This window comes from Flavobacteriaceae bacterium HL-DH10, from assembly GCA_031826515.1.
GTDB classification, from domain to species: Bacteria; Bacteroidota; Bacteroidia; order Flavobacteriales; family Flavobacteriaceae; genus Thalassobellus; species Thalassobellus suaedae.
The window spans coordinates 1,140,419-1,157,132 of the sequence record CP134536.1; the positions used below are offsets into that span (position 1 = coordinate 1,140,419).

Below are 16,714 nucleotides of genomic sequence, written 5' to 3' on the forward strand. Positions count from 1 at the left end.
ATTATATATTTGCTTAAACGTTTAAGCAATTTTTTGAAATTTAATCAAAACCAATTAAAATATAATGGTTTTGATTATAAAAACTAAAACATTATATTTGCTTAAACGTTTAAGCAAATATATAAAAAAATTGAATACAAAAAAGAAAACAACCATAAAAGATATTGCTAACGTATTAAACATTTCTCCTGCAGCAGTTTCAAAGGCACTTCATAACGACCCTAGAATAAGTGATAAAACAAAAAAAGCGGTAAAACAAGTAGCCAAAAATTTAAACTACCAGCCCAATCATCTAGCTAGTGCATTACGCAAAGGAAAAAGTAAATTAGTTGGTGTTATTATACCCAGAACAAACAGTAACTTTTTTTCTTCTGTTATTCAAAATATTGAAGAAGTTTTAAATAAAGAAGGTTACAATATAATAATAACACAATCTAATGAATCGTACCAAAAAGAATGTAACAACATAGATACATTATTATTTACTCAAGTTGATGGTATTATAGCTTCAATGGCAAACGAAACTATTGATTTAAACTATTATAAAAAAATCAAATCTAAAGGTATTCCGTTAATTTTATTTGATCGTGGAGAAAACGATTTAAACGTTGATTATATAGGAATTAATGATTATGATAGCAGTCATAAAATTGTTGAACATTTGGTAAATCAAGGCTGTAAACGCATAGCCCATATTGGTGGATATAAACACACCCGAATTTTCAATAATAGAATAAAAGGCTATCTAGATGCACTAAAAAAACATAATTTACCTCTTGAAGATGAGCTTCTTATTGAAAGTAGCCTTACTATAGAAGATGGAAGGCAAAAAATGTCGAAATTATTAGCTTTAAAAAACCGACCAGATGCTGTATATGTAGCTGGAGATTATGCAGCATTAGGTGCTCTTCAAATACTAAACGAACACCATATTAACATCCCTAAAGACATTGCACTAGTGGGTTTTGGAGACGAACCCTTTACGGCTATGGTTACGCCAACAATAACCAGTATAAACCAACACAGTGCTGAAATTGGAAAACAAGCTGCTTATACATTTTTAAAGCATGCCAAAGAAACAACTATTAAGCAAAAATTAAACAAAATAATTTTAGACGCAGAATTAATTATTAGAGATTCTTCAAACGTAAAAAAGCTTAATTCTTAATATAAAAAAAAGCGTATAAATAAATATACGCTTAAACTGCTATTAATCTTTCTATAAGTTGAATTTGAACAATAGATAGAGAGAGAACAATATTACAATTTTTAATTATTTCACTATGTAACTTTTGTTACATTAAGTTTATTCTACAAAATTACAATCACAGCTAAAACAGAAAAAGCATCTCGATTTCCTATAAAGAAAAAGAAGGCTTACAGGATAAACCTAAAAACATTTAACTAAGTAATTAATTTCAGCTATTCCTCTCAAAAACCACACAACTTCTTTAATTACAAAAAAGCCCTAATCTCTTAGAGCTTTCGGAAATTTGGCAATATGGATAAGGCTCCTACTTAATGATAATTTTAAATAAACAAAATACATCTATACCTTTTAATGTTTTATAAATTTTAATGTCGCCTTTTTATCATCAGCAATTATCATCAAATAATAAATTCCAACAGATTTGTTCTTTATCTTTAATTTAAATTCTTGTAAATTCATAAAAGATTCTTGCTGGATTAGTTTACCTATATCATCAAATACCTTTACCTTAATTAAATTATAACTCACTCCTAAATTAAAATTAACAATACTTTTTGTTGGATTTGGGTAAGCGGTAATTAATTGTTCAAAAGTATTTTCTATGACACTAAGACTAGTTAACGAAAAATCATCTGAGGTTACTATACTCCAATTATTTGAAGAATCTTTAAATTGAAAATGAATCGTGTAATCTCCAATCACCAGACCAGGAAAATCAATAGCTTCACTTAAATTTATTAGCTGTGATGGGCTATCTATGGATACATAAATTGCATTAGCAATGTCATTATTTACCCAATAGCGATATGCAGTAATTTTATTATTAACTACAGAATTGGTTTTATAAAAAAACTGATTCACTGGGACACTCCAATTACCTTTATCATCCTTAAACCTAATACTAAAAAGATGCAGTCCCTCTTCAATATTCTCAATAGGAATCACTTCCATTAATTGCATTTGTTGCATTGGTGTAGTAGCAACAAGTGCATTGGTATCAATGTCATTATCAAACCAAAATTGGTAAGCTACAATATTGCTATCCGTCAAGTTATTATAATAAAAAAACTGATTTTGAGGAATGCTCCATCTTCCTTTATCATCTTTAAAATGAATGCTAAAAATATGAAGTCCATCAGATAGTGTTTCTAAAAATATTGAAGTGTCCAATAGCAATTGTCCATTCGGCGAAACCGTTTCGATTATTTGTGAACTATAATCATTATCAAACCAATACTGATAGCCATTTATATTATTGGTAATTAATTCATTATAATATAAAAAATCACTTGAGGTATTACTCCACCTATTTTTACTGTCTCTAAAACGAATATTAAAGCGATGCAATCCATCCTTTAATGTTTCAAGAGGAATTGCTGAATTCAACATTAAGTTTTCTGTTGAAGAAACCGATGCATAGATATTTGAATCATAGTCATTGTCAAACCAGTATTGATAGCTGTTTATACTATTGGCTGTCAAATTATTAAAATAGAAAAAATCACTTGAGGTAACGCTCCAACGATCATCAGTATCTTTAAAACGAATATTAAAAATATGTAGTCCATCAGATAGTGTTTCAAGAGGTATATCTGTATTCAATTCTAAGTTTTCTACTGGAGAAACCGATGCATAGATATTTGAACCATAGTCATTGTCAAACCAGTATTGATACCTAGAAATGTTATTTTGGGCCATGCTATAAGAACCTAAAAACAGATAGTTTATAAAAAATATTAGCCCAATTTTCAATAGTTTTTTCATAACTAATTTTGTTGAGCGTTAACTGTAAAAGAAATATTTAAAACCCCATTACTATCGGTAGTGGTTTGTATAGATTTAAATGAAACATGAGGATTTATAGGTACCGCTCCTTCTTTAAAGGGCAATAGTCCTCCATAAAGCCCCACTTCAGTTCCGTCATCACCTAAATACGTTACAGAGGCATCGGGTAATAGATGAAAATCTGATGCAACCATATCAACAAAAACAGTTGCCATGTCAACCTCCTTGTAATTATTTAAATCTGTAGCTCCTGTTTGAAGAGAAGGAGATGGGTGAGCAAAAATGTTATATTGAAAATTATTGTAACTACAATTTCCATCCGAAAGTAAATTAGTAGTGGTGAAAATATTGTTCATAAATGTATTTGCATCACAATTCGATAATGTACCAAATCCAGATTCATATGTTATAACATTATTTTTAAAGACATTGGAATTAGACTCAAGTATTCTACCTCTTAGGATACAGTTTGAGATTACCGAATAGGTTACCCCTTGAATATGAAAATCGCCAAGAATATCACATTGAATTACGGATGCATTTGTTGGAACTATTCCTGTATTGGTAAAATATAAATTCGCAATTTTTAATCTTATCAAAGTGAATCCATTAATATCAGCATCAGATTTAACCAAACCTCCTTGGAATTGCATGCCTTCCATATATAGGTTGGATGCATTGCTTCCTATAACAATACGACCAGAATTGATGGTAGAACTATAAATATAAGTTTTTCCTGTTACTGCGGTTGAATCTGTATCATACCCCGCACCTATAATTACCAAACCTTTATCTATGGTGGTAGGCGCTACAAAATTACCTCCTGAAACATACAACGTATCACCAGTTATTGAAGCATCATAAGCATCTATCAAAGGTGCATCTCCACCAAAAATAGTTGTAGTTCCGTCGCTATGCAAAGCAACTGACTTTTGAGCTGTTGAATAAACAACTACAAAAAGTAAAAAAATTGAAAGTAAAAATTCTCTTTTCATAATAGTATTATTAATTAATTATAGTAGTTGTTCTAAAGTATACTATGTTAAAAAGAAGCCAAATGATATTAATCAGTCCAATTATAATTACAGAACTTAAAAGCTTCATATTAAGTTTTCAAAAAAAAGCATCCCGATTTTCTATAAAGAAAAAAGGAAAGCTTTCATATGAATACATTTTCAAAGCTAATATTTTCATTATAAATCACTGAATATCAATTATTTTTAACTATATTTATAAATATTAACTTCTGTTCTAGGAGTATTGGAATAAAGCTTCCCCACAATCTTCACTTTTTCGTCCAACAAGCTTCTAAACACTAAAAAATTATTTACTATGATTAAATTACTATTAAAATCGACAGTAAGTTTTTGCCTGTTCGTAGCTTTAGGTTTAACGTTATCAGGATGTAGCAACGAATCGCTTGTAGATATGCAAGCAGAAGACTCATTAAATATCACTTTGTTCGCTAAACAAAGCGCCTCACAAAAGGACAAAATGAATATTACTACGCACTTAAGTGGCGATAACGAAGTACCCGCCAGAGACACTAATGCCACTGGACAAGTTGTTGTTCGCATTAACAAAGATGAATCGTCAATTTATTTTAAAATTATTGTCGCCAATGTACAGACGAACATTACTGGTTCACATTTTCATATGGGTCCTGCTGGCACTAATGCGGGTGTTGTTGTAAATCTGTTAAATATTAGTGACTTTCCTCCAGAGACCATTGCTCCTGTTAACGGCGTTTTGGCTGAAGGCACTATTACAGCAAGCAACTTATCAGGTGCCCTTGCTGGTAAGCCATTAAGTAATCTGATTTCGGCTATTAGAGCAGGTAACATTTATGTTAATGTCCATACAACAACTTATCCAGGAGGTGAAGTTAGAGGACAATTATAATAACAACTAAAATTAAAAACCTAGCTAAAAAATCAATCCTTCATGCTAGGTTTTTTTTTATTATCGTTGCATACTAAAACAAAAAAGCATCTAGATTTTCTATATAGTAAAAGAAAAGCTTCGACAAGTAGTTAAGTAATTTAATTTACCTGATAAATGTCATTCTTAAAGGCTATGATATATAATACTTTAGCCTTTAAAAGACATACTATGCAATCTAAGTCATTATTATTCGCGGGGATTATCTTATTAGTAGTTGGTATTCTTCTTAAAAAAATGACACAGCTGGAAGTAATAGGATTAGCTACCATTATTACTGGTGTTACATGTAAGTTAATTTACATCGTTTTAAAAGCGAGAAATGGGGAATATAAACCAGGAACAGAGCTTTTTATTTTAACTGTTGGACTATTGTTGTTTTTTACAGGCCTGTATCTGAAAGGTGTAGAACAAAACCTGATTAAACCAATCTATTTAATTGTTTTGGGAATAACTCTAAAAATAATTTTTATCATCAAATTTATTCAGAATATTCGATCAAATTAAGGATAGGGTATTGTCATCAAACAAAAAGCCTTAAAACAAAAAAGCATCCCGATTTTCTATAAAGAAAAAAGGAAAGTTTCACATGGAGAAACAATACAATTATTTATTTAGGTTCTGTATCTTTTGAAAATAGCCAGAATTGCAGCAACTGTAATAACTAATGAAACAATGCCAACAATACAGAGAAACATCACCACAACCCAACCAATCATAGCCTGTATTTTGGGAATATCAGGATTAGGAGGGCTACTACTTCCTTCAATAATATGTGCTATTCCCATCAACAAGGCAAACCAACTAATAATTCCTGAAATTATAAGGATAACCACATTTAAAAAAACAGGGGTCTTCAACAATGGATTTTTCATAACACCTTATATATAAAACCTTAAATTAAACTACAAAAAAACCACCTCTTTATAAACATGAAGTGGCTCTCTTAAGCTACACTTAAATTCAATTCATCTGAACCTCATTCCACTTTTCTGCAAGTTTGGAAAGGTTGGACTTCATTAAATCATCGGGTGTCATGGCAATTCTGAATTCGCATATGGCTTCAAAATTTAAAAACCATGGTTCGGCAATAGATGGGATGTCTGAAGCATCAGGAACATCCACCACCATTACGGCTCCGCGCTTGCCATCCTGTTCGGTAAAATAAATACTTTCTGGTTTAATATCATCGATGACTCGACCAATAATTTCACCAGCAGTACCATTTCTAACCATTGTATTGAAAGGCTCAATAGGACAGGTTACATTAACTAACATTCTCATATCTATTAGTTTTATGGATTAATAATCCCTTGAAGATACAAAATAATGCTGTTATTTAATTATTTAACATGTTAATTTTTAAGCATCTATACTGTTTTGAAATATATTCCATAACAAAAAGCGCCCCAATCTTCAATTAAGAAAAAGGAACCCTTATCCATTGATAATCATAAAGAGCCTATCAAACAACACAACTTCTTTATACTGCCAAAAAAAGCCCTAATTTATTAGAGCTTTTTTAGATTACTGCTATTTGCTAAAGATTTTAATTTTTAACAATATAGGATTATAATTTATTCAGGGATTATTTAACAAGTAGAAATTTAAACGTTACCGGAGTCTGAAGTGTTACGGAGTTGTTTTGTGGATTATATAATATTACTTGAACATTTGCTTGTCCATTACCATCAATACTTTGTAAATAAACAGACAAAATACATCCTTTTAAATCAACATTGGCGGAAGCAAGAAAAATATCTCCCATTTCAAAAGGTTTACCCACTGGAGGGTCAACTTTTAGACTGTTTGGAGAATACCATGGGCTATTTCCACTAATGGTGCCATTACTTCCAACAGGAATGGTAAAAGAGCCATCGGCACTGGTAGACACAGGTGGTGAACTTATTGTAATGGTGCCTGGAGTATTATCAATTACAACACCATCTCCAGCAGTAATAGTTGATAATTTAAAGTCATTGGTTGTACCATCCCCAATTAAAATTTGACCATCTGTAACCGTCGAAGCATTAAGCCCCGTACCTCCATGTTCAACAGATAGTATATCTGTTACCTTAGTTGATAAGTTTATGGTATTATCAGCAATATCTTCATTTAGAATGGTTCCATTCAGAATCTCAGAAGTTTCAACAGCCCCCTCATGAATATCCTCAGCAAGGATTTCCTCATTTAGTATTTTTTCAGTTGTAATGGCATCATCAGCAATATCATCGGCATAAAATGCATAGGGCACAGCCATAAACTTTTGATTGCTTACCATTGTATAATTACCATCATTATTGGTTGATATTTCAACTTTTAAGAACTGGTCTGCATCAATCCAAGGAATATCAAGTAAACGCACATAACTAGTGCTTGTCACCTCACCTTTCCCAATGACTAAACTAAACAAACCATGAGCATCTGTAGTCGTAATATGGGTTTCTTCCCATTGAACCTCTCCATCAAGCCCTTTTGCAATAGTAAACCGAACTCCAATTTCTTTGTTATAAAGAGGGTTTGCTTCAATATCAATACCAACAATTTCCTGCGTTTTATCGTTAAGAGCTACAGCTTGATAATAAATGCCATCCAGATTGCCTATTCTCTGTGCTGAAATTAAATTAATGGCGCTAATAAAAGTTACTATAAAAATATATTTAAATTTTTTCATTACAATCATATTAAAGGTTATTACTACTCAGTTAAATTAAAGGAAAGGCCTAATGTGATACCGTAGCTTCGGTTAGCGGAAGTTTGACCTGAATCTTTTTCTATATTACCTAATCCATATAGGTATAAGCCTTCTGCATATGCAGATATAAAATTAGAAATATTAAAGTTGAGTCCTATATTACCAATAATTCCAAAATCTGACTTCTTCAGTATGCCTGACTTTGTAATATTAAACTCCTCATTGTTTAAAATCTGGGTACCACGTAACAAATAACCATAGTATCCATTCAGAACAAAATAGGGACTAAACACTCTTCTTTTTAATATATAGCCTCCTCCTATTTTGGCCTCTGCATATTCTAAACGCCAGGAATAATTCATGCCATCGTAAACATAGTTGGCCCCTCCATTCCTCTTACCCAAACCTGCTTTAAAAATTACGTTATTTCTAAAAATATTGCGGTATCCTATACCATATGAGCCTGCGAATACTGTTTGGTAATCAGGATTTTGCTTGACATTATCACTATTAACAAATTTAAAGTCACTTACCAATTGAGATGCCTCTATGGTGAAACTTGGTTCTTGCGCTTTGCTTGAAAGCGAAATAAAAGTTAATGTTAATACTAGTATAATTCTTTTCATATTAATGATTATTTAGATATTATTAATTTACTGACAGATTGCTTATTATTATCGTCTAGGACCTTTAAAAGATATATTCCTATTGCCCAGGAGCTACAGTTAATAACGTGCTCTCTTAGGTTTTGAATTTTTTGCTGGTAAATAGTATTTCCTTGTATGTTAGAAATACTGATAAAAGCTTCTTTAAGCACATTGGTACTTTGCAGGGTAATCCTGTATTGAGATGGATTGGGAAAAACTTTAATGTCTAATGCTTCAAAATCATTTTGAATCACTTTCTCAATTTTATAGCTTAACGGCTGAAGAAAACCTTGCGAAACATTATTATTTTCAACATTTTGGGTGTTATAGGCTTGTCCTATGGTTTGCTCATAAGAATGCCCATCTTTTGATGTCGTTGTCCCATAACTTGAGATACTTTGTCTTGCTATTGTTTGTGAGTAACCATTAAATGATAAGAGCATAATAGCAACTCCCCATTTAAAAAGCCATCCTTTGAATTTTTGTTTTTCTAATAATAGTTTCATGTATAATTGTTTCATAGATCTAAAATTTAAATTTTATAAAATATAGGGTAAAAGCGATTTTTTTTTCGGCCGTTAACTTGTTAGCATTACTATATTATATAACATGTCACAATTTAGAATTCCTACCCCATGTTCTGTTTTTTTTATAATTTTTCGTTGAAATACTTGTAAGTTTCTGAAAAACAAATTTTTTTAAAAGTACTGTGAAGATTACAGGTGGTCATAATACACACTCGCTTATTATAATTTCCATTTATGGAACACCCTTGTTTTAAATGTACTGTGGAGGTGGTAGTGCAATTAATGATTATATACCAGTTAAAAAGTATAATAAAGATGTTGCCTAAAACAAAAAAGCATCCCGATTTTTACTAAGTAAAAAAAGGAAAGCTTCTCATTGGTATACCAAATTTACTTTGGTAAACTACTTTCCCGAATATTAATTCGGGAACAACACAACTTCTTATTATTGCCAAAAAAAGCCCTAATTTCTCAGAGCTTATTTGTTGCAATTTTGCGGTCTGGACGGGACTCGAACCCGCGACCTTCGCCGTGACAGGGCGACATTCTAACCAACTGAACTACCAGACCGTTGCTTTATTGCGGTTGCAAATATACACGCCTTTTTTAATATGTCAAACCTTTTTTATACTTTTTTTTGACTTTTTTTTATTAATTAAATTTTTGACGCTCTACCATATAGGTAGTGAGGATGTTATCAAAATTTTTATTAATATCGGCTTCTACATATTTTATTTTATACTGCGCACATTTTAAACGTAACGCCGTAAAATAATTATTTACTACTTCATGATAATTTTCTTTTATACTATCGGCGTACAAATTAATAAACTCACCTGTTTCAACATCAACAAACCGCTTTGGTTTATTATCAAAGTCGAAATTTTGTTCTTTTTCTTTATCAAAAACATGAAATAGAATAACTTCATGTTTATTATATTTTAAGTGGCGCAATGCTTCAAATATTTTCGTTTCATCTTCTGAAGTTTGAAACATATCGGTAAACAAAAAAATCATAGAACGTCTATGTACTTTTTCTGCTATTTCATGTAAATATTTATAAGTCTCTGTTTGTTTATTAACTGGTTTTGATACCACAGCTTCACTTAAATGATTTAAAAGCATTTGATGATGCCTCTCACTACCCTTCTCTGGCGCATAATAATCATAATCATTACTATAAATACTTAAGCCCACAGCATCACGTTGTTTTTTTAAAATTTGCATTAATGCAGCTGCTGCTAATGCCGAAAATGCTACTTTATTTAAATTATTAATAGAAAAGCGATCCATTTCAGGATAATGCATCGAACTACTATTATCTAAAATGATATGACAACGCAAATTAGTTTCATCATCATAACGTTTGGTATAGAGTTTATCTGTTTTAGCAAATAGTTTCCAATCTATATGACGTGTACTTTCGCCTTGATTATATATTTTATGCTCTGCAAATTCTGCCGAGAACCCATGAAACGGACTTTTATGCATGCCAGCAATAAACCCTTCTACGACTTGCTTTGCAAGTAATCCTAAGTTTTTAAAACCTTCTGCTTTATTAAGTTCGTTTTGTAAATTCATGAGTTTTATTGCAATTATTTTAAAACACCATCAACAATACCGTAAGCAACAGATTCATCGGCACCCATCCAATGGTCGCGATTAAAATCTTTCATTATTTTATCAAAAGTTTGTCCGCAATTATCAGCTAAAATTCGTGCGCTTAACTCTTTTGTAATTACAATTTCTTTAGCCGTAATTTCAATATCACTAGCTTGTCCGCGTGTTCCACCACTAGGTTGATGAATCATAACACGGGCATGTGGCTGTATAAAACGTTTCCCTTTTTGTCCTGCAGAAAGTATAATAGACCCCATAGAAGCAGCAAAACCAGTACATATGGTAGACACTTGACTGTTTAGTGATTTTACACAATCGTAAATAGCAAAACCAGAAGTTACATAACCTCCAGGGCTATTAATATATAATTGAATATCAAAATTATTCAAGGTATCTAAATACATCAATCTATCGATAACATGCTTTGCAGATTTATCATCTACTTGTCCCCATAAGAATACTTTACGTTGCTCTAATAATTTGGTATCAATAGCATCTTGTACTTTTATTTTATCACTCATTTTTATTTAATTTTTATCTAAAATAAAAAAAGGTTTACCATTACGGCAAACCTTTTCAATTTTCTTTTTATTTAACTTTTATAATAGACCGTCAATAGCATCTGTATAGGCATTTTTAGGTGCTACACCAACTTGTCTACCAACAACTTCTCCGTTTTGAAAAACTAAAACAGTAGGAATGTTACGCACACCATATTTAGCAGCAAACTCTTGATTTGCATCTACATCAACCTTACCAACTACTGCTTTCCCATCATATTCTTCACTTATTTGTTCAATAATTGGTCCAACCATTCTACATGGTCCACACCAAGCTGCCCAAAAATCAACTAATACAGGTTTATCACTTTTTAATACTGTTTCTTCAAACGTCGCATCTGTTATTTCTAATGCCATAATATTTATATTTTAATATGTTCTTAATTCATTTTAACAACACAAAATTAGTCAAAAAAAACTTTAAAGCTTACAACCCAACAATTTGTTTTACCTATAGCTATATTGTTGGAAGTTATTTTTGATATTTGAGCGCATAAAACAAGCTATCTGCTATATCATTTTAAGTAAGCTTTGTGTTTAATAAAAAAAATCTCATCCATAACTATTAAAAAATTAATTTAATTTATAAACCACATTTTGTTCTTCTAGCTCTTTTATCAATTCTTGAGATACTTTCACCTTTTGTTTTCTGCTTGGCATACTCAATTTTATTTTTTCTTTGGTATCGTACACTAAAAAATTAAGCATCTGATTTCCGGGATGCATGTTAACCAATTCCTTTAAAGCTTTTATTTTTTGTTCATCTAAATCTTTAATATCCAGTTGTATTGAGAGCTTTTTAGCATAATGCTCCATCACATCATGCAGCAATTGAAAATTATTAAACTGCATTCGTGGATCGCTCTTTTTTCCAGTATCTTTATTTACCCAACCATCTCGAATAAATGTTTTAACATAAACGAAATTATTCTGCATTAAAAAATGTCTGAATTTTAAATATTCTTCACCAAAAATTCTAAATTCATGACTATCGGTATAATCTTCAACAGTAAATAACGCCCATCCTTTTCCTTGTTTACTCACACGATGTTGTACATCGGTTACTACGCCACCAAATACAAGTTCACGGTTCACATAAGGTGCTACATCATTAAACATGGCAAGTGTTGCATTGCAAAAAGTTTTCATTTCTGTTTTAAAATCATCTAATGGATGTCCCGAAATATAAACCCCAACCACTTCACGTTCTTGGGCTAATTTCTCCATAGTTCCCCACTCTTCACATGGAGGCACTTCTGGCTCAGCTATTTGAACATCACTAGCATCTCCAAACAAACTTACTTGTGCCGAATTCTCATTTTCTTTATAACGCTGTGCATATTTAATGGCCATTTCTAAAAACGTCATACCATCACCTTCTCTATGAAAATATTGTGCTCTATGCGTATTTTCAAAACAATCAAATCCGCCTGCTAACGCAAGATTCTCGAATGCTTTTTTATTGGCCGCACGTAAATCGATACGCTTTGCTATATCAAAAATAGATCTATAATTACCGTCTTCTTTTCTATTATCAACAATAGTCATAACAGCCCCATGTCCTACCCCTTTTATAGCTCCCATTCCAAAACGAACTGCATTGTCTTTATTTACCGAGAACTTATAATAACTCTCATTAACATCGGGTCCTAAAACAGGTAACTTCATGCGTTTACATTCTTCCATAAAAAATGTAACCTGCTTAATATCATTCATATTATTCGACAATACCGCTGCCATATATTCCGCTGGATAATGCGCTTTTAAATATGCAGTTTGGTAAGCTATCCAAGCATAACAAGTAGAGTGTGATTTATTAAAAGCATAACTCGCAAAGGCTTCCCAATCTTTCCAAACTTTTTCTAAAACTTTAGCATCATGTCCATTTGCACTGGCTTGTTCAATAAACTTTGGCTTCATTTTATCCAGTACCGCAATCTGCTTTTTACCCATCGCCTTACGCAATACATCGGCTTCACCTTTAGTAAATCCTGCGAGACTTTGGGACAATAACATCACCTGCTCTTGATATACGGTAATACCATAAGTTTCCTTTAAGTATTCTTCCATGGCTGGTAAATCGTACTCAATTTCCTCATCACCATGTTTACGACGAACGAAACTTGGAATATACTCCATAGGTCCTGGACGGTACAAAGCATTCATCGCAATTAAATCTTCAAACACCGTTGGTTTTAAATCACGTAAATGTTTTTGCATTCCGGGAGATTCATATTGGAATACACCTACTGTTTCACCTCGTTGGAATAACGCATAGGTTTCTTCGTCATCTAAAGGAAAAGTATCTGGATCGAGTAAAATATCATGTTTTGCCTTAACAATTTTAACGGTATCCTTAATTAAAGTCAGCGTTTTTAATCCTAAAAAGTCCATTTTTAATAAGCCCGCATCTTCTACAACGGAGTTATCAAACTGGGTAACATATAAATCGGAATCTTTAGCAGTTGCTACTGGAACGAACTTTGTAATATCATCGGGCGTGATAATAACACCACAGGCATGAATTCCCGTATTTCTTACCGAACCTTCTAAGGTTCTTGCCAGGTTTACTGTTTCAGCTTGTAAATCACTTCCATCTGCTATATTTAAAAGTTCATTAACTTTTTCTAAATCTTCAGCACGAAACTTACTCGCTAAATCTTTTTCGCTTAAACCGAAAATTTTTCCAAGTTTAGACATGGTTGGAATCAACTTCGCTATTCTATCAGCATCAAAAAGTGGTAAATCTAAAACACGTGCTGTATCTCGAATAGACGACTTTGCCGCCATGGTTCCGTAAGTAATAATTTGTGCTACTTGGTTACTTCCGTATTTTTCAATAACATAATCCATAACTCGACTTCGACCTTCATCATCAAAATCGATATCAATATCGGGCATACTCACACGATCTGGATTTAAAAAACGCTCAAAAAGCAAATCGTACTTAAGTGGGTCTATATTAGTTATCCAAAGACAATAAGCAACTACCGATCCTGCTGCCGATCCACGCCCCGGACCTACAGACACATCCATTTTTCGAGCTTCGCGAATAAAATCTTCTACAATTAAAAAATATCCTGGGTACCCAGTATTTTCTATAACACTTAATTCGAAATCGAGACGTTCTACAACCTCTTCTGATAGTTCTTCTCCATATCGTTTTTTAGCACCTTCAAAAGTTAAATGTTTTAAAAACGCATTTTCTCCTCGCTTACCCCCATCAACTAAATCCTCTTCATGTTTAAATTCATCAGGGATATCGAATGCTGGCAATAATACATCTCTCGCTAATTGATACCCTTCTATCTTATCAACCACTTCTTGTACATTAGAAATGGCTTCAGGAATATCTTTAAACAATTGTTTCATCTCATCAGGAGATTTAAAATAATACTCCTGATTTGGCATACCGTAGCGGTAACCTCGACCACGACCTATGGGAGTTGCCTGTTTTTCACCATCTTTTACACACAATAAAATATCGTGTGCATTAGCATCTCCTTGCTTTTTGTAATAGGTATTATTGGTAGCCACCAACTTAACATTATGCTTATTTGCCAATGCTATTAAAGTTGGATTTACACGATTTTCATCTTCTTGATTATGGCGCATCAATTCTACATACAAATCGTCACCAAACTGTTCTTTCCACCAGATTAGAGCTTCTTCTGCTTGATTTTCACCAATATTCAGGATTTTACTTGGTACTTCACCATATAAATTCCCTGTTAAAACAATTAAATCTTCTTTATATTCTTCAATTAATTTTTTATCAATTCTTGGTAAATAATAAAACCCATTTACAAAGGCATGCGACGATAATTTTGCAAGATTATGATACCCGTTTTTATTCTTCGCCAAGAATACAATTTGATAGCCATTATCTTTTCTAGATTTATCTAAATGATTTTCACAAACAAAAAATTCACAACCAATAATAGGTTTCATTTCTTTAACAGTAACGGCTTCGCCTGTTGCTTCTGCTGCTGCAATTTTAGCTTTAACACTACTATTATGCCTGCTTACTGCATTTACAAAGTGAAACGCTCCCATCATATTAGCATGGTCGGTTAGCGCTACTGCTTCCATATTATATTCGGCTGCAACCGAAACAATATCGGCAACACCCATAGTAGATTGTAATACTGAAAACTGGGAGTGGTTATGAAGATGCACAAAATCCACATCGGCTAACTCCGATATATTTTGTTTAATTTCTTCGGAAGAAATTTGGCTTCCTTCAGCTTTTTTTATTCGCTCTAAAATTTTAGCACTTTCACGCTTAAGATTAATATGCTTTAATCCTATAAGCTGAATCGTATCTGGGTTAGCCTCTTTAAAATTCTCAAAATAATCAGGTTGAACATCCAATTGGTCTTTGGTATATTCACCCAAACGCACCAATTCGAAAAAACAACGTGTAGTAGCCTCTACATCGGCAGTCGCATTATGCGCTTCAGAAAAGCCTACATTAAATAAATGCTCGTGTAACTCAGATAATGTTGGTAATTTAAACTTCCCGTAACGCCCACCTGGAATTTCGCATAAACTTGCTGTATGCTCTGTACAGGTATCTAAAACAGGTAATTCTTGTAATGGGTTTTCAAGAGCACCGCGTACAAATTCAGCCCCCATAATATTAAGGTCGAACTTTACATTTTGCCCAACTACAAACTTAGTTTTACCTAAAGCCTCATTAAACTTTTCTAAAACCTCAGCTAATGGAATACCTTGCTCTTGTGCTAATTCAGTTGAAATACCATGAATTTTCTCAGCATCATAAGGAATGTTAAACCCTTCTGGTTGCACCAAATAATCCTGACTTTCAATACAGTTACCCATTGCATCATGCAGTTGCCATGCTATTTGTATACAGCGTGGCCAATTATCGGTATCGGTAATTGGGGCATCCCAGCGTTTTGGTAATCCAGTAGTTTCTGTATCGAAAATTAAGTACATTAAATCTATTTATATGTTTATGGATTTATTCGTTTAGAACAAAAAACGAAGAGTATAAAAATACACAGAAATTCGTCTTTTTTAAACTGAAGTTATAAACATTTATAAACAAAAAAACGCAACCCTAGGGGTTGCGCATATCTTAACCTAAAACACTATTTACTACACCAACTCTTTATATGATTTTTCTGTATTAATAGATGCTTGAATAGCACTTTTGTGCTTTAATAATAACGAATCAATAGTGGGGGGTAAATTTCTATCTTTCAAAATCTCATTATATTCTTCCAATCCAGCTTCCTCGCCTCTAATAGCTTCATTCAATATAGCTTCTTCATTATTTGAAGTAAGCAATGTTTTTAAAGATGCCCAATTTCTGTGCAAAACACCTTTAAAAGCACCTGAATCTTCGGGTATTTCACCATAACGCAAAATTTCAGTTCTTAATTCTTTTGCAAATTCACTTCGTTCTGAAACTCTTCGTTTAAAAAACATTTGTAACCTTTCATCATCCACATGGTCGATAGCATTCAAATACCCTTTTTCAGCATCATAATTCTTAATTAATAATTTGTTTAATTTATTTGAAATTTCTTCTGTGTACTTCATAAAATCATTTTCATTTTAAATTCCAATAAGTTCTTTTAAGATGCGTATTGTTTCACATCTGCCACTATTAACATAAGGCACAAACCCAATAAAAACAAAGGATTTAACAGTTTTGTGATAATTTTAGTATCTTTTAACACAAATGGACGACTATAATA

At 32.4% G+C, this 16,714-nt stretch carries 15 protein-coding genes and 1 tRNA gene; 3 read left to right on the forward strand and 13 right to left on the reverse strand.

Annotated features, from left to right (window positions below):
• Positions 1 to 130: 130 nt before the first annotated feature.
• Positions 131 to 1,168 (forward strand): LacI family DNA-binding transcriptional regulator, encoded by a 1,038-nt coding sequence (locus tag RHP49_05035; protein WNH13619.1) that lies wholly within the window; start codon positions 131 to 133, stop codon positions 1,166 to 1,168.
• Positions 1,169 to 1,558: 390 nt separating this feature from the next.
• Here the strand turns inward: RHP49_05035 and RHP49_05040 are convergent, their stop codons facing one another.
• Together RHP49_05040 and RHP49_05045 are read right to left on the reverse strand one after the other, a co-directional pair.
• Complete coding sequence (locus RHP49_05040; protein ID WNH13620.1) at positions 1,559 to 2,974, reverse strand: T9SS type A sorting domain-containing protein; 1,416 nt, start codon at positions 2,972 to 2,974, stop codon at positions 1,559 to 1,561.
• 2 nt (positions 2,975 to 2,976) lie between these two features.
• On the reverse strand, positions 2,977 to 3,990 hold the full coding sequence (locus RHP49_05045) for a hypothetical protein (protein WNH13621.1): 1,014 nt from the start codon (positions 3,988 to 3,990) through the stop codon (positions 2,977 to 2,979).
• A gap of 499 nt (positions 3,991 to 4,489) precedes the next feature.
• On the opposite strand from RHP49_05045, the gene RHP49_05050 reads away from it, so the two are divergent.
• Together RHP49_05050 and RHP49_05055 are read left to right on the forward strand one after the other, a co-directional pair.
• Positions 4,490 to 4,897, forward strand: coding sequence for a CHRD domain-containing protein (locus RHP49_05050; GenBank protein ID WNH13622.1), 408 nt, complete (start codon positions 4,490 to 4,492; stop codon positions 4,895 to 4,897).
• A gap of 210 nt (positions 4,898 to 5,107) precedes the next feature.
• Positions 5,108 to 5,443: a hypothetical protein gene (locus RHP49_05055; GenBank protein ID WNH13623.1), complete on the forward strand. Its 336-nt coding sequence runs from the start codon at positions 5,108 to 5,110 to the stop codon at positions 5,441 to 5,443.
• Positions 5,444 to 5,550: 107 nt separating this feature from the next.
• On the opposite strand, the gene RHP49_05060 is transcribed toward RHP49_05055, so the two are convergent.
• The 11 genes from RHP49_05060 to RHP49_05110 all read right to left on the reverse strand — a co-directional run bounded on the left by RHP49_05060 (position 5,551) and on the right by RHP49_05110 (position 16,556).
• On the reverse strand, positions 5,551 to 5,811 hold the full coding sequence (locus RHP49_05060; protein ID WNH13624.1) for a hypothetical protein: 261 nt from the start codon (positions 5,809 to 5,811) through the stop codon (positions 5,551 to 5,553).
• Between the two features lie 88 nt (positions 5,812 to 5,899).
• Positions 5,900 to 6,220: a panthothenate synthetase gene (locus RHP49_05065; GenBank protein WNH13625.1), complete on the reverse strand. Its 321-nt coding sequence runs from the start codon at positions 6,218 to 6,220 to the stop codon at positions 5,900 to 5,902.
• Between the two features lie 304 nt (positions 6,221 to 6,524).
• The gene (locus RHP49_05070) at positions 6,525 to 7,610 is read right to left on the reverse strand and encodes a hypothetical protein (GenBank protein WNH13626.1); all 1,086 of its coding nucleotides are present in this window, start codon (positions 7,608 to 7,610) and stop codon (positions 6,525 to 6,527) included.
• Positions 7,611 to 7,633: 23 nt separating this feature from the next.
• Positions 7,634 to 8,257 carry a hypothetical protein gene (locus tag RHP49_05075; protein WNH13627.1) on the reverse strand — a complete coding sequence of 208 codons (624 nt, stop codon included), beginning with the start codon at positions 8,255 to 8,257 and terminating at the stop codon, positions 7,634 to 7,636.
• An 8-nt stretch (positions 8,258 to 8,265) separates the two neighbouring features.
• The gene (locus RHP49_05080) at positions 8,266 to 8,799 is read right to left on the reverse strand and encodes a T9SS type A sorting domain-containing protein (protein ID WNH13628.1); all 534 of its coding nucleotides are present in this window, start codon (positions 8,797 to 8,799) and stop codon (positions 8,266 to 8,268) included.
• A gap of 502 nt (positions 8,800 to 9,301) precedes the next feature.
• Positions 9,302 to 9,375, reverse strand: a tRNA-Asp gene (locus tag RHP49_05085).
• A gap of 81 nt (positions 9,376 to 9,456) precedes the next feature.
• Positions 9,457 to 10,386, reverse strand: a complete 930-nt coding sequence (locus tag RHP49_05090) for a DUF58 domain-containing protein (protein WNH13629.1) — start codon at positions 10,384 to 10,386, stop codon at positions 9,457 to 9,459.
• A 14-nt stretch (positions 10,387 to 10,400) separates the two neighbouring features.
• Positions 10,401 to 10,946 carry an ATP-dependent Clp protease proteolytic subunit gene (locus tag RHP49_05095; protein WNH13630.1) on the reverse strand — a complete coding sequence of 182 codons (546 nt, stop codon included), beginning with the start codon at positions 10,944 to 10,946 and terminating at the stop codon, positions 10,401 to 10,403.
• A gap of 78 nt (positions 10,947 to 11,024) precedes the next feature.
• Positions 11,025 to 11,342 carry a thioredoxin gene (gene trxA, locus RHP49_05100; protein WNH13631.1) on the reverse strand — a complete coding sequence of 106 codons (318 nt, stop codon included), beginning with the start codon at positions 11,340 to 11,342 and terminating at the stop codon, positions 11,025 to 11,027.
• A 216-nt stretch (positions 11,343 to 11,558) separates the two neighbouring features.
• Positions 11,559 to 15,947: a DNA polymerase III subunit alpha gene (gene dnaE, locus RHP49_05105; protein WNH13632.1), complete on the reverse strand. Its 4,389-nt coding sequence runs from the start codon at positions 15,945 to 15,947 to the stop codon at positions 11,559 to 11,561.
• 162 nt (positions 15,948 to 16,109) lie between these two features.
• Complete coding sequence (locus RHP49_05110) at positions 16,110 to 16,556, reverse strand: PA2169 family four-helix-bundle protein (protein ID WNH13633.1); 447 nt, start codon at positions 16,554 to 16,556, stop codon at positions 16,110 to 16,112.
• Positions 16,557 to 16,714 lie beyond the last annotated feature (158 nt).